Annotated in this window: 11 protein-coding genes and 1 tRNA gene; 6 read left to right on the top strand and 6 right to left on the bottom strand. The window is 63.4% G+C overall.

What is annotated here, in order from left to right:
* Nucleotides 1–53 precede the first annotated feature (53 nt).
* From QCM77_RS07345 to tsaD, 4 genes are all read right to left on the bottom strand, one after another.
* Complete coding sequence (locus tag QCM77_RS07345; protein ID WP_279682630.1) at nt 54–467, bottom strand: EVE domain-containing protein; 414 nt, start codon at nt 465–467, stop codon at nt 54–56.
* A 103-nt stretch (nt 468–570) separates the two neighbouring features.
* On the bottom strand, nt 571–1,557 hold the full coding sequence (locus QCM77_RS07340) for an alpha/beta hydrolase fold domain-containing protein (RefSeq protein ID WP_279682628.1): 987 nt from the start codon (nt 1,555–1,557) through the stop codon (nt 571–573).
* 114 nt (nt 1,558–1,671) lie between these two features.
* Nucleotides 1,672–2,652: an NAD(P)H-dependent glycerol-3-phosphate dehydrogenase gene (locus tag QCM77_RS07335; RefSeq protein ID WP_279667720.1), complete on the bottom strand. Its 981-nt coding sequence runs from the start codon at nt 2,650–2,652 to the stop codon at nt 1,672–1,674.
* Nucleotides 2,653–2,654: 2 nt separating this feature from the next.
* A complete protein-coding gene (tsaD, locus tag QCM77_RS07330; protein WP_279667719.1) occupies nt 2,655–3,728 on the bottom strand; it encodes a tRNA (adenosine(37)-N6)-threonylcarbamoyltransferase complex transferase subunit TsaD in 1,074 nt (357 codons plus the stop codon).
* 160 nt (nt 3,729–3,888) lie between these two features.
* Here tsaD and QCM77_RS07325 point away from each other — a divergent pair, with 160 nt between their 5' ends.
* The 4 genes from QCM77_RS07325 to QCM77_RS07310 all read left to right on the top strand — a co-directional run bounded on the left by QCM77_RS07325 (nt 3,889) and on the right by QCM77_RS07310 (nt 7,966).
* Nucleotides 3,889–4,635 (top strand): uroporphyrinogen-III synthase, encoded by a 747-nt coding sequence (locus QCM77_RS07325; RefSeq protein WP_279682626.1) that lies wholly within the window; start codon nt 3,889–3,891, stop codon nt 4,633–4,635.
* Between the two features lie 65 nt (nt 4,636–4,700).
* Nucleotides 4,701–6,002: a COG4223 family protein gene (locus QCM77_RS07320; protein WP_279682624.1), complete on the top strand. Its 1,302-nt coding sequence runs from the start codon at nt 4,701–4,703 to the stop codon at nt 6,000–6,002.
* A gap of 36 nt (nt 6,003–6,038) precedes the next feature.
* A complete protein-coding gene (locus tag QCM77_RS07315; protein WP_279682622.1) occupies nt 6,039–7,790 on the top strand; it encodes a heme biosynthesis protein HemY in 1,752 nt (583 codons plus the stop codon).
* A 100-nt stretch (nt 7,791–7,890) separates the two neighbouring features.
* Nucleotides 7,891–7,966: transfer RNA gene (locus QCM77_RS07310), tRNA-Thr, on the top strand.
* A gap of 204 nt (nt 7,967–8,170) precedes the next feature.
* Here QCM77_RS07310 and QCM77_RS07305 read toward each other — a convergent pair.
* The gene (locus tag QCM77_RS07305; RefSeq protein WP_279682621.1) at nt 8,171–10,189 is read right to left on the bottom strand and encodes a hypothetical protein; all 2,019 of its coding nucleotides are present in this window, start codon (nt 10,187–10,189) and stop codon (nt 8,171–8,173) included.
* 605 nt (nt 10,190–10,794) lie between these two features.
* On the opposite strand from QCM77_RS07305, the gene QCM77_RS07300 reads away from it, so the two are divergent.
* Complete coding sequence (locus tag QCM77_RS07300; protein ID WP_279682620.1) at nt 10,795–11,190, top strand: hypothetical protein; 396 nt, start codon at nt 10,795–10,797, stop codon at nt 11,188–11,190.
* Nucleotides 11,191–11,268: 78 nt separating this feature from the next.
* On the opposite strand, the gene QCM77_RS07295 is transcribed toward QCM77_RS07300, so the two are convergent.
* Nucleotides 11,269–12,309 carry a polysaccharide deacetylase family protein gene (locus QCM77_RS07295; protein ID WP_279682619.1) on the bottom strand — a complete coding sequence of 347 codons (1,041 nt, stop codon included), beginning with the start codon at nt 12,307–12,309 and terminating at the stop codon, nt 11,269–11,271.
* A gap of 253 nt (nt 12,310–12,562) precedes the next feature.
* Here QCM77_RS07295 and QCM77_RS07290 point away from each other — a divergent pair, with 253 nt between their 5' ends.
* Entirely contained in the window at nt 12,563–12,886 is a 324-nt protein-coding gene (locus tag QCM77_RS07290) for a hypothetical protein (protein WP_279682770.1), read from the top strand.
* The last annotated feature ends 174 nt before the right edge of the window (nt 12,887–13,060 follow it).

Below are 13,060 nucleotides of genomic sequence, written 5' to 3'. Positions count from 1 at the left end.
CGCAGCAGCAGTCCCGGATGTCGCTACGCTCATGCGGGCTCCGCCACCGAAGCCTACATCCCGCCCATCTTGCAGACGAGCTTCCACTCCTCGGCCGTCACCGGCTGCACCGACAGGCGCGAATATTTTACCAGGGCCATGTCGGCGAGTTTCTTCTCGGCCTTGATCGTGGCCATCGTCACCGGAATCTTCAAGGGCTTGTCGGCCTTGATGTCGACGCAGACGAATTTTGCGGTCTTGTCGGTCGGGTCAGGGTAGGCCTCCTTGATGATCTCCGCGATCCCGACGATCTCCTTGCCCTCGTTGGAATGATAGAAGAACGCCTTGTCGCCCTTCTTCATGGCGACGAGGTTCTGGCGCGCGGTGTAATTGCGCACGCCGGTCCAGGCTTCGCCCTTGGCGCCCTTCGCCACTTGGTGGTCCCAGGACCACACCGACGGTTCGGATTTCACCAGCCAGTAGTTCATCGCAAACTCACCTCGTTCCGGGATGCGCCATCTCCAGCACCGCGATGTTTAGGGCACGCCGATGCCTGCGACAAGCGCGGGCATCGTATATCAAACGCAACGCTCACTGCTTCAGATGTCGATCGAAGAATTTCGCGATATCGGTGAAAGCTTCCCTGGTCTCCGGCGCGTTGATGTTGAACTGGTACTGCGCGTGGGATTGTCCCTCATAGACGTTGAGATCGGCAATCACGCCGGCGCGACGCAATTTGCGATGCGTGCGAACCGTGTTGCTGAGGAACAGATCGCGCGTGCCCGATGTCAGGATGGTCGGCGGGAAGCCTTTGAAGTCACCGTAGATCGGCGAGATATAGGGATTCTTCAGATCCGTCCCGTTGGCGTAGAGCTTTGCGGCGCGGCCGAGCCAGCCGTCCCAGGTCACCAGCACGTTGTCGACCCACTCATTGCTGGCATAGGTGTCGCCGACCTTGTCGATGTCGGACCACGGCGTGCCCGGTGCGATCGCCGCCGGCCTCGGTAGCTTCTCGTCCCTGGCCCGCAGCACCATCGCAAGCGTCATCGCGCCGCCCGTCGACGTCCCGAAGATCGCCATCCGGCGTGCGTCGTGCGTCCTGGTGACCTCCTTCCAGGCCGCCATCGCATCGTCCATCGCGGCGGGATAAGGGAAGTCGGGCGGCATGCGGTAGTCGACCGAGATCACCTTGAAGCCGCCAAAACCCGCCATCATGATCGCTTCAGGCAACGCGGCTTCGCCGGGCCCGAACACATAGCCGCCGCCATGGACGTGGACCAAAAGGCGTTGCCGGTTCTCGGACGGGATCTTGTTCGGCGTGACGATGAAGCAGTGCACGCCGGCGATTTTGGTCTCCTCGACCTTGACGCCGAGCTTTTCCTTCATGGTCGGAATGCTTGATATCGACAGTTTTGCGCGACGGTCGATCAGCTTGCCGTTGTCGGCATTGGCCGCCGCCTCGCTCCTGGCGAGCTCGTCATAGGATATCGCGGCCTGGGCGCGGGCGACGGTGGGTAGCGTGATGGCGGCGAGTGCTGTGATGGCAATCGAAACGATCGCGTGATGCGGTTGGCGCATGCGTTTCCCCTGGGATCCGTTTCGTTGTTGTTGGACCGGGACCCTGCGGTTCGCCGCTAGGCTAGACCAGCGTGTGCAAGCCGTGAAGTGCTACCTGCGACGCGAAGGCCGTCGTCATTCCTCGGCCTTGAACGGCCGTGTCAGCAGCCCTTCAATCGCGGCGTCAATCGTCAACCGGCCATCCAGGATGGCAGCCACCGCCTGGGAGACCGGCATGTCGACGTGCCGCGCGGCCGCGAGCTCGACCAGCACCGGCGCAGTGAATGCACCTTCCGCAAGCTTGCCCGCCGGCGCGGCCTCTCCGCGACCGAGCGCAATCCCGAGCGCGAAATTGCGCGATTGCGCGGTCGAACAGCTCAGGAGCAGGTCGCCGAGGCCCGAGAGGCCGGAGAGCGTTTCCGTGCGCGCGCCGCAGGCACGGCCGAGCCGTGCCAGCTCGCTGAAGCCGCGCGTGGTCAGCGCGGCGAGCGCGGAGGCACCGAGGTTGCGGCCGACCACGATGCCGGCGGCGATCGCCAGCACGTTCTTGGCCGCGCCGCCGATCTCGACGCCGCGGACATCCGTCGTGTGATAGGGCCGGAAGGTCGCCGAGCCCAGCGCCTGCACCAGGTGGCTCGCGAGCGCTTCCTCCCTCGCCGCCAGCGTTACCGCAGTCGGCAGGCCACGCGCGACATCGTCGGCAAAGCTTGGGCCCGACAGGATCGCCGGCTGCGCATGAGTCGCGGCCTCGGCGATCACGTCGGTCATGAATTTATGGGTGCCGTGCTCGATGCCCTTGGCGCAGGCGACGATTGGCATCGGTCCTGTCAGATGCGAGGCCAGCATGTTGACGACGCCGCGCAGATGCTGCGCCGGCGTTGCGATCAGCAATATATCCGCGCATGCCGCCATCGCGAGATCGTTCGTCACCATGATCTCCGGTGCAAGCCGCACGCCCGGCAGCCGCGGATTGTCGCGGGTCGATGCGATTCGCGTCGCGTGCTCGGGACTGCGCGCCCACAGCGTCACGTTTCGTCCGGCCCGCGCCGCCACCATCGCCAGCGCCGTGCCCCAGGCGCCGGCTCCAATCACCGCAACGGATTGGAACGCTGTCATTGCTAGTATCCCGCCCGCGTATTGCCGTACCCGGCCGGTGCCGTCGCGTTCGCATCGAGCAGCCAGCGCGCGCGGGGCTGCGCTTCCATCGTGTCGGTCATGCCGAGCGCGAGACGTTCGGCGCCGGCCCAGGCGATCATCGCACCATTGTCGGTACAGAGCGCCGGCGGCGGCATGATCAGTTGAGTTCCGGCTTTCCTTGCAACGTCATGCAGGGCGCCGCGGATCGCCTGGTTGGCCGCGACGCCGCCGGCCGCCACCAGCGCTCGCGGCGCGCCGAACTGCTCGCGGAAAAGTTTGAGACCGACGCTCAACCGGTCGGCGGTGGAGTCGAGCACGGCGGCCTGAAAGCTCGCGCAGAGATCGCTGACGTCTTGCGGCGCGATCTCAGCTAACCGGCTCGCTTCGTTGCGCACCGCCGTCTTCAATCCCGATAGCGAGAAGTTGGCGTCGGGGCGTCCCTGCATCGGCCGCGGAAACGCAAATCGCGCCGGATCGCCGCTTGCTGCCGCGCGTTCGACCTGCGGCCCGCCCGGATAGGGCAGGCCCAGCATCTTCGCGACCTTGTCGAAGGCTTCGCCGATCGCATCGTCGACGGTGGTGCCGAGCCGCACATACTGGCCGACGCCGGTGACCGCGACGATCTGGGTATGGCCGCCCGAGGCGAGAAACAGGCAATAGGGAAATTCGACTGCGTCGGTGAGGCGCGGCGTCAGCGCATGCGCTTCGAGATGGTTCACTGCGACCAGCGGCGTGTCGTGCACCATCGCGATCGCCTTCGCGGTGGTGAGCCCGACGATGACGCCGCCGATCAGTCCAGGGCCCGCGGCGGCCGCGACACCGTTGAGCTGGGCAAAGTCGATGCCGGCCTCGTGCATGGCGCGGTCGATGATACCGTCGAGCAGATCGACATGCGCGCGGGCAGCGATCTCCGGCACCACGCCGCCAAAACGGGCATGCTCCTCGACCTGCGACCGCACGATATTGGACAGGATCCTGCCGCTGCCGTCAGGCGCGCGCTCGATCACGGCCGCGGCGGTCTCGTCGCAGGTGGTTTCTATGCCCAGTACCAGCATTGGCGAATTGGTATCCAATTTGCGCCCTTCTCACCCCCTTGCGCTCATCCGCAAAGCAGAGTTCTGGTACGTCCGGTAGCATTCCGGGGTCGGCTTGCGCAATCGCCACGCGCAGCTCTCCTCGTGAATGCGTCACCGCCACGTGTCCCGGAACCAAGCGATGTCCATTCTTGTCACACGGCCGCATCCCGACAATGAGGCAACGGCGGAAAATCTGCGTGCGCGGGGTCATGTGGTGCTGCTTGCCCCGGTGCTCAAGTTCGAGCCGGTCGCCTTCCATGACGAGAGCGAGACGCGCTACAGCGCCGTCATCGTCACATCGGCCAATGCGATCCGTGCCGTCGCGCCACAATTGCGGGACCTTGGCCTCCTGGAGCTGCCGCTGTTTGCAGTCGGCGAGCACACGGCCGCCGCCGCGCGCGATGCCGGCTTCGCCGAGGTGGTCGTCGCCGGCGGCGATGCCGCGGCCTTGCGCGATAAGGTGATGCAGGGCGCGCGCGACAAGCTGCTGAAGAAAAAGAGCACGGTGCTTTATCTCGCGGGCGCGGATCTGTCGCGCGACCTCAGCGGTGAGCTCGGCGCCGAAGGCTTCAACGTCGTGACGCAGACGACCTATCGCATGGTCCCGGTCAAGCTGTTGCCGCGCGATGTCTGTGAGGGCTTTGCCGCCCATGGGATCGAGGCGGTGCTGCATTACTCCCGGCGCAGCGCGCGGGCTTTCCTGGAGGCCGCGCGGGACGAAGGTGTCGAAATCTCGGCTCTGGCGATCCCGCAATGCTGCCTGTCCGAGACAGTCGCAGGTGTGCTGCGCGAGGCCGGTGCCTCGCAGGTTCTGGTGGCCGCGACGCCGGACGAAAATGCCTTATTTGGCACCTTGGAGCGTGCTTTGCGCACCCGTTTGGCGTAAGAGGTCGGGCCGAATCCGACGCAATCGGGTCCGTTTAGGGCATGTAAGTGTGAGGAACCGTCACGATGGCCGACGACAAGCCTGAAGACGCAGGATTGGCTCCCGAGTCCAGCCGTGCCAAGCGCACCCCGCCCACCATCGACCTCGAGGCAACCGAAGTCTCGACCCAGCCGCAGGAGGCGGCGGGCGAGCCGGAGGCTCGGGCGGCGGCCGAACAGGCCACGCATGAGCAGGCCAAGTCCGAAGAGGGCGAGTCCGAAGAGGCCAAGTCTCAAGAGGCCAAGTCTCAAGAAGCGAAGTCTCAAGAAGCCAAGTCTCAAGAAGCGAAGTCCGAAGAAGCCAATGCCGAGCCGCAGCCCGAACCTGCCGAGGAGCGGTCTTCCGTTGCGGCCGCGTCCGTATCGCCGTCGATTTCACCTTGGGTTATCGCTCCGTTCTCTGGCGCGGTCGCAGCCGCAATTGTGATCGCGGTCGGCTGGATGCTGGGCTGGCCTGCAGTGCAGGCCCCGCCGGCCGCTCCGCAAGTGACGGGCGCAACGGTCGATGCGCTGAGCGGGCGTGTTGCCGCGGTCGAAGCCAAGGCGGGCAAGCCTGCCGCCGATCCGGCCATGGTGGCGCGGATCGATGCGCTCGAGAAATCCGCAACTGGCCTGCGCAGCGACATCGCCAATCTGCGCGCGCAGTCCGACAAGACCGCGGGCGCCCTGAACGACGCGAAATCGGCGCCGCGCGCCGCCGCGCCCGATCTTGCCGCTCTCAACGACCGTATCGCGCAGCTCGAGCGTGCCACCAAGACCGAACGTGCCGAACTCGCGCAGCAGAGCGAGAAGATCGCCGACGCCAGGACGACGGACGACAAGCCGCTGCGCCATGTGGTGGCGGCGGCCCTGCTCGACGTCGCCGTTCGCCACGGGGACGCTTACGAGTCGCAGCTCGCCGCGGCGCGGTCGCTGGCAGCAAAGCCCGATATGCTGAAGCCGCTCGACACCTTTGCATCGTCAGGCATCCCGACGCCGGTCGCGCTGAGTCGCGAGCTTCTCAACATCGTGCCAAAATTGTCGCCGCCGGCGGAAGCCCCGGCCAGCGGCACCGGCATCGTCGAGCGCCTCCAGGCGGGGGCGTCAAAACTCGTTCGCATCGAGCGCACCGACGGGGTCGGCAATGATCGCGGCGCCATCGTCGCGCGGGTGACAGCCGCAGCGCTTCGCAACGATTTCGTGGAAGCGCGGCGTGAGCTGAAGACGCTGCCCGAAGCCGATCGTGCGCCGGCACAGGTCTGGCTCGACAAGGCCGATGCCCGTGACGCAGCGCTCGCCGCCTCACGCAAATTCGCCGACGGCGCCATGGCCGATCTCGTCAAGCAATAAAGGTTCGCGCAATAATCAGCGCGTATAGGGATCGTCATGCTTCGCATCGTCCTCTTCCTCGTTCTGATCGCGTTGGCGGCGGCCGGCGCGGCCTGGGTTGCCGACCAGCCCGGCGACCTCGTCCTGACCGCGGGCGCTTTCCGCGCCACAACGACGCTTCCCAGGTTCGTGTTCTTGCTTGGCCTCTTTGCCGCGGCAGTCGTGCTGGTCTGGAGTCTGCTGACGATGACCTGGCGTGCGCCTGGGCGTCTGCGGCGCCGTCGTCATGAGAAGCGTCACGCCCGCGGCCGTCACGCCATCACCCACGGCCTGCTTGCGATCGGCCATGGCGATACCGCGCTTGCCCGTCGCCACGCCGATACCGCGCGGCGGCTGGCCACAAACGATCCGCTCGCGCTTCTCTTGCATGCGCAATCGGCCCAGCTCGAGGGCAATCGCGACGAGGCGCGGCGCGTCTTCCGTGCCATGGCCGCGCGCGAGGACACGCGCCTGCTCGGCCTTCGCGGCCTGTTCATCGAGGCGCAGCGCGCCGACGATGCGGTCGGCGCTGTGATGATCGCCGAGGAAGCGATCAAGCTGTCGCCGTCCTCGACCTGGGCCTCGCATGCGGTGCTCGGCTTCCGCTGCGCGCGCGGTGACTGGAGCGGCGCGCTCGCGATTCTCGATTCGAATCTGTCCGCGGGCCTGATCGACAAGCAGGCCTATCGTCGCCAGCGCGGTGTGCTGCTCGCCGCACGCGCGCTGGAATTGGAGAAGATGGACCGCGACGTCGCGCGCGAGAGCGTGATGGAGGCGATCAAGCTCGCGCCGACCCTGGTCCCGGCCGCGGTGCTCGCCGCAAAATTCGAGAGCGAGGCGCATCAGGTGCGCCGCGCTATGAAGCTGGTTGAAGCCGCCTGGCTCGCCAATCCGCATCCTGATCTTGCGGATGCCTATGCGCATGTGAAGCTCGGCGATTCCGCGCGGCAGCGCTTGCAGCGGGTCGAGACGCTTGCCGCCAAGATTCCTGCCGACAAGGCCGGCCATGTCGAGGGCCAGCTGGCGATCGCGCGCGCCGCGATCGATGCGTCCGAGTTCGCCCGTGCGCGCAAGGTGCTGTCGCCTTACGTCAACGACCCGACCCAGCGCGTGGCGCTGCTGATGGCCGAGATCGAGCGCACCGAGCATGGTGACGGTGGCCGGGCCCGCGCCTGGACCTTGCGCGCGGTGCGCGCCCGCCATGATCCGGCCTGGACCGCGGACGGTTATGTCAGCGACCGCTGGCGTCCGGTGTCCCCGGTCACCGGCCGCCTTGACGCGTTCCAGTGGCAGACGCCGGTCGCGAGTCTTCCTTCCGGCAAGGGCGACATGATCGAATCCTCGGCGTTCGAGGAAGCCATGCTGGCGGCCCCGCCGCCGAAGCGGGAGACGGCGGTCCCGAGCGAAAGCCCGGCGGAACTGCTTGTAAGGGCGCCAGCTGCGGTGGCGGCCTCTCAGGACAATTCGCCCCCCGAGGAGGCCAAGGAGGACGCCAAGGAAGAGCCGGTGGTCACGCCCGCCGAGCCGGTCAAACCGGCCCCTGAGATCGCCGAATCATCGCCGGCGGCGGCAACGCCGGTGTTCCGGACTCGCGCCGACCTCGGCAAGCCGGCCCCAGCGCCTATTCCCGCCGTCATCCCGATCGTCCGCGCCCCGGATGATCCCGGGATCGATGACGAGGGCCCGAGCGATGAATTTACGGAACAAATCGGCACGCCCAAGGCCCAGGCCGGCGGCTGGCGCGGATTCTGGTCTCGCTGGGGCGGGTGAGGGGCATTTCGAAGCCGGCTCCACCTTGCCAATTCGGGCCATGCCCGATATCACGAGCGCGCGTATCGGGACCGGCCTCGCGCGGGCCCCGGCAGGGTTCGCCGCAATAGCTCAGTTGGTAGAGCACGTCATTCGTAATGACGGGGTCGGGGGTTCGAATCCCTCTTGCGGCACCAGCGCCCCAGTGTCCGGCCCGAAGACATGGGTAACGGAACGTACCTAAGACATGGGTGACAGCCTCGTGCCGAACGGGTTGTCCACAGGTCGCAGGCGTCTGCTTCAGGTGCGCCTGCAGCGCGTCTTCCAGCGCGGCAGTTGGTAGCTTGCGGTCATCATCCGTCGCCATTGCATCGATCCTCGCTATCACCGCCGGGCACGCACTATCGCTGCGGATGAATTTCAAAGAACGCGTGCAGGCGCTCGGCAGGATAGGCTTTCATTGAGTACGGCCGACGGCCTGCCTTTGATACAGCTTCGTCCAATTGGGCAAACCGTGTTGCCCGCGCTTCAAGGTGATGCTTTTGACTATCTTGATTGAGATTTGCGGGCAGAGAGATCATGGATCGAACGTTTGCAGCAAACGCTTTCCCGGCTGTCCTTTCACCGGCTCGGGCAATAACTTCTAGATCGACATGTATGTCGGCCAAGTTATAGGCGCTGATCTTTCCCCCAACGTTATCAGCAATTCTTTCGATTGTTTCTGCGCAGGTCTGCGCGATGTCGGGCCAGCCTTTGTCGAGCGCATCGAGTCCAAAGACCGCAAGATTGGCCGTCGCGTCGGACAAGTGGTGTCCCTTTGCAGGACGATCAGCAGGAAAAAATCCTCCAACCCAAGTTATGAGTGGCTTTAGGTCATCCACAACCGTCGAGATAAATTCCTCTGCACCTGAAGGTGGATGCGCGATCTGGCGCATGAGCACTTTCAGAATCGCATCGAGCGAGTCCAGCACCCACTTGGCCAATAGGGTGCCTTGAAAATCGATACTCGACAGGCGTCGGTAATGCCCGCGGACTTCTTCCGCGGCCTCTGATAGATCGGCGAAGGGATCGTTCCATGGCCGCTCTGGATCAACCTTGATCTTTGCCGCGATGCTTTCGACCAGCGCCGGGATGCTAGCTTCAAAGCCGAGTGCGTAAGCCGGGAAAACGTGTAAACGGCGTTTACCTGCGACGTCAGCCAATATCTCGAACGGAATTAATTCGGAAATTTGGTCTAACGTCGATTTTAGCGACCCTACCTCGAACAAGTCGTTCTCGATTTCATAACGGACCGCGAAAAGAATGGCTTCAAATGACCGGAACACCGAAATCTGATCCGACTTACCGTATCCATCCACAGCAATGTCAAAGAGCGCCTCGTTCGCCTCCATTGTTGTTTCCGTAGAGCCCACATCAGTCGAGCGGTTTTGAAGCACGGCTCCGAAACTGGAAATAGCACGCAATTTTGCGTCGGGCATGTTGGCTGCAAGCACCAAACGCGCCGCGCGGTGAAGGTAAAAGCAAGCACTATAGGCCAGCGGGGCTACTCTCTGCTCTGCCGCGCCGTGCGCGACAACAGACATAGCCTGCAATGTCATCCGCCCCATTGATGAGATTGAATGTTGCACAACTCGCTCGTTCTTGGCGGCAATCGCGTCCTCTATGATGTGCAGTATGCTCTCGTAGATGGGATTCAACACGTCCGATACGTCGCTCAGGTATCCAGCAAATGGAAATTTGGGATCTACATGAAGCGTTATGCTCTTCTTTCGCAGGTCTGAGTATTCGGTAGCGATAGTTTCAAGCGCGCCGAGGGTTTCGATGGTCGCATTCGAGTCGCGGCGAGCAATGAATCGGTGCGCAAATTCCTCAAGTTGCGCAATCGAGTGTTGGAGTCCTTGAGGTAAGCGCGTGCGCACAATTGTTTGTGCGTGGAGTATCTGATCCATCTTACTCGGCGCGCCGTTAGCAACGACTTGAATTGCGACCGCCTTCTCAGCAGCCCGTCCAATCCTGCGAATCTGCGCGCTGCTGACCCGTACGATTTGTCGGATGGCAGACTCTGGTGCAAGCAGGTTAAGTGTTGAAACGTAGAAGCGGCGCAGAGCATCGAATGATATTCCAAGAAGAAGGAATTGCAGCACCAGGGACATCTTCGGATCGAGCCGGACGGACCACCGCGTCCCCAGCAAGAGCGAGAGCATCGTAGTCGCCACCAAAATCAAAAAAACGCCGACAAGAGCACGATCCTTAGCGAACTGCTGCAGAACAGAGATAGAAAATAATTCGGCGGCGCGCTGCGCAGGAATAATCGAAAGAGACAAAACTAGCGCAAGCGCAGCGCCAATTATTTGGGCGGCGGCTAAGTGCGTCTCACTTGCTTTGATATCCGTGCTGTCAGCGATGGTGTAGAAGAGCACCGAGATTATCACGGACACAATTGTCGCGAGGAGCGTTGATCCTTTGGAGGCGACTTGCTGGGTCGTTCGTTGAAGGCGCAGGTCTGTAGACAGTAGCGCTTTGATGTACGTCGCATGGGCGCGACGGCGGTACCCAAGGGCGACGCGGCCGAATTTGTACCATCGCGACTCGCTAATTGGGTCGGTCAGCTTTGTGGGTGGTTCAGAGGTTCGCCCTAGCGGACTAGAGCGGGGTGCTTCCGCAGGATGATCCTCCCGAGCGGCAACTGACTGCGGGCGAGGCGGTGTAGACTCGCCTTCCTTCATATGTGGAAAGACCTTATGCATTAGACAATTCGAAGATCAGCGAGGGGCGACCAACTATAGTTGTCGTTCGCAGCGTCCACAACTGTCGCCCAGATTCATCCGATCCCACAAGCCAAGCATTTTGACCGGCGCCTCCAGCCTGTAAGAGCGTACAGTCCAGATGGGGTCGCGCAGAGCGCTGCCGTTCCATCGCCATGGACGCGTTCGGGATCGAGCGCCAGCATGAGTGATCGTGATCACATAACCGCGCGATCGGCTCCCTTAGTGTCCAGCTCACACCAAACACGGGGACATTTCATATGCGCAAGATCATTCTGGTGACCGCCATGGTGCTGGTCTCTGCATCTGCCCAGGCCGGAGGCCCGCGCAGCCTGTCGCTGTCCGCGGTGAGCGAGCCGGCTTCGGTTCAGCAAACGGCGCCGGCACTTGCTGCCGCGCCGACGCAGGTGAGCGAAGCAGCGCCTGCCGCCGAAGCTCCGAAATATCTCGATCGCCCGCCGGCGGTTTCGCTGACGGCGCCTGCGGCGGCCGCCGCACCCACGACCACACCCACGACCACGACGACCTCGGCGCCCGCGACGACGACCCAACCTGTCGCGAAGACGACGGCCAAAGCAGACAAGCCGAAGCACAAGCGCAGCTGGACCGAAGGCCGCATCATCAGCGAGCTGCATCGCCACGGAATCTACTGGTAAGCGGTCATTGGTCCCAAAAAGCACATGGCCGGGGCAAGCCCGGCCATGACGCAACAGTTTTGGATCGGATCGGACGCGTTACTGCGAAACCGTCTGCACCACGCTCGCGATCGGACGCGCGCTCGAGGTCGGCACCTTCAGGTCCTTCAGCAGTGCCTCGTCATAGTCCGGCAGCGTCTGGAAGGTCGTCTTGGCCTTCATCTGCACGATCTTGTAGCCGCCGGCCTTGAGCCGCGCGAGCAACGCCGGCATGGCTTCGCCGGTGTGCTTCTGGAAGTCGTGCATCAGGATGATGCCCTTGCCGAGCTTGTCGAGCCTGGTCATCACGGTCTCGATGATCTTCTCCGGCGTCGCGCCCTTCCTGAAGTCGAAGGAATCGATGTCGGTCGAGAACATCGCGACGTTGCGGGTGCCGAAATAGCTCACGATCGCCGGATTGTGCTGAAGCTGCGGGAAGCGGAAGAACGGTGCGGGGTTGGTGCCGAGCGCGAATTTCACCGCGCTAAAGCCCTTCTCGACCTCGTCCTTGGCCATTTGCTCCGTCATCTTCTTGCCATTCAGGTTGACGTGCGACCAGGTGTGCGCGCCGACCGTATGCCCCTGGGCCAGCACCTGGCGCAGGATTTCCGGATGATAAGTCGCATGCTTGCCGACCGAGAAGAACAGGCCCTTGGTGCATTCATCCGCAAGCGCCTTCAGCACGGCGGGCGTGTTCACTGGCCAGGGACCGTCGTCGAAGGTCAGCACGACTTCCTTGTCGGTGAGGAAGTCGAACTGCTTGAAATGGTCGAAGCCGAAGCCCGGGCCGCCGGTGGTGTCGATCTCGACCACGCGGGAGACGCCCAGCCCGTTGGGATTGGCGCAGGTCGATTTCTGCTGTGCCGGCATGGCTGGGGCTTGCGCCGGAGCGGGTGCCGGCTTGCCGACGAGCGCCGCTGTGGTCTCGACGTCATCCCGGGCGGCGAGCTTCGCCTGTGCCGGCAATTGATCGGCGGCACGGGCGGCCATTGTCTTGGGAGCGGCCTGATCGGCGCGCGAGGAATAATAAAACCAACCGCCGGCGGCGATCACGACCGCCGCAACTACACTGGCCAGCATCAGGCCCAACGCATTACGCATCGCTACTCTTTCCAATTACGCAACCAAACCTGCGGAATTTCCCGCTCGCCGAGCCATTAATGCGAAGGAACAGTTAACGTGACACCAACACGACAGCGGATGCGGAGGAATTTCAGTGAGGTGCGCCAAAGTGACCGAGATCACAGAGGGCGGCCCTCCCGTGACCGTCATCACAGTAGAAACTGTTTTGCTGGAGCATCGTAGTTCCCATCAACAACGGGCCCGCTTCCAGCGGTGCCAATGGGAGCTTCAAATGACCAAGTCTCTGAGCAAGTCTTTCTCCGCCAAATCCCTGACTGACAAGATCCGCGACACCAGCCTGGCTCTGGGTTTTGCCGCCATCGTCTCGATCGCCTCAACCGGCTCGAGCTTCGCCTTTTCGTCCGAAGCGCAGCAGCAGTGCACCGGCGACGCCTTCCGTCTGTGCTCGTCAGAAATCCCCAACATCCCGAAGATCACGGCGTGCATGATGAAGCATCGTTCGGATCTGAGCGCCGGTTGCCGTGCGGTGATGGACAAGGACCTTGCCAAGGGCGGCGCGTCACGCAAGGTCGCTGACGCCCAGGACAGTCAGTAAAGAGACAGTCAGTAAGAGACAGTCAGTAAGAGACAGTCAGTAACCGCAACGATAACGTCGTTGCGTCGGTTCGCTCCCTCGCGATGTGCCCCGGCGTCAGGCTGGGGCCACGCGGCGGCGCCAATGAGCCTGCAAAGTCAGCTTGCCAACAAAGCCGTTGCGGCTCCGGGATCG

Origin of the sequence: Bradyrhizobium nivariense (assembly GCF_029846695.2) — a bacterium.
GTDB lineage: Bacteria > Pseudomonadota > Alphaproteobacteria > Rhizobiales > Xanthobacteraceae > Bradyrhizobium.
This window is presented reverse-complemented; position numbering and strand designations above follow the sequence as displayed.

Coding starts and splice junctions, on each gene's coding strand:
- QCM77_RS07345 (WP_279682630.1), bottom strand. CDS start 467: ATGAACTACTGGCTGGTGAAATCCGAACCGTCGGTGTGGTCCTGGGAC.
- QCM77_RS07340 (WP_279682628.1), bottom strand. CDS start 1,557: ATGCGCCAACCGCATCACGCGATCGTTTCGATTGCCATCACAGCACTC.
- QCM77_RS07335 (WP_279667720.1), bottom strand. CDS start 2,652: ATGACAGCGTTCCAATCCGTTGCGGTGATTGGAGCCGGCGCCTGGGGC.
- tsaD (WP_279667719.1), bottom strand. CDS start 3,728: ATGCTGGTACTGGGCATAGAAACCACCTGCGACGAGACCGCCGCGGCC.
- QCM77_RS07325 (WP_279682626.1), top strand. CDS start 3,889: ATGTCCATTCTTGTCACACGGCCGCATCCCGACAATGAGGCAACGGCG.
- QCM77_RS07320 (WP_279682624.1), top strand. CDS start 4,701: ATGGCCGACGACAAGCCTGAAGACGCAGGATTGGCTCCCGAGTCCAGC.
- QCM77_RS07315 (WP_279682622.1), top strand. CDS start 6,039: ATGCTTCGCATCGTCCTCTTCCTCGTTCTGATCGCGTTGGCGGCGGCC.
- QCM77_RS07300 (WP_279682620.1), top strand. CDS start 10,795: ATGCGCAAGATCATTCTGGTGACCGCCATGGTGCTGGTCTCTGCATCT.
- QCM77_RS07295 (WP_279682619.1), bottom strand. CDS start 12,309: ATGCGTAATGCGTTGGGCCTGATGCTGGCCAGTGTAGTTGCGGCGGTC.
- QCM77_RS07290 (WP_279682770.1), top strand. CDS start 12,563: ATGACCAAGTCTCTGAGCAAGTCTTTCTCCGCCAAATCCCTGACTGAC.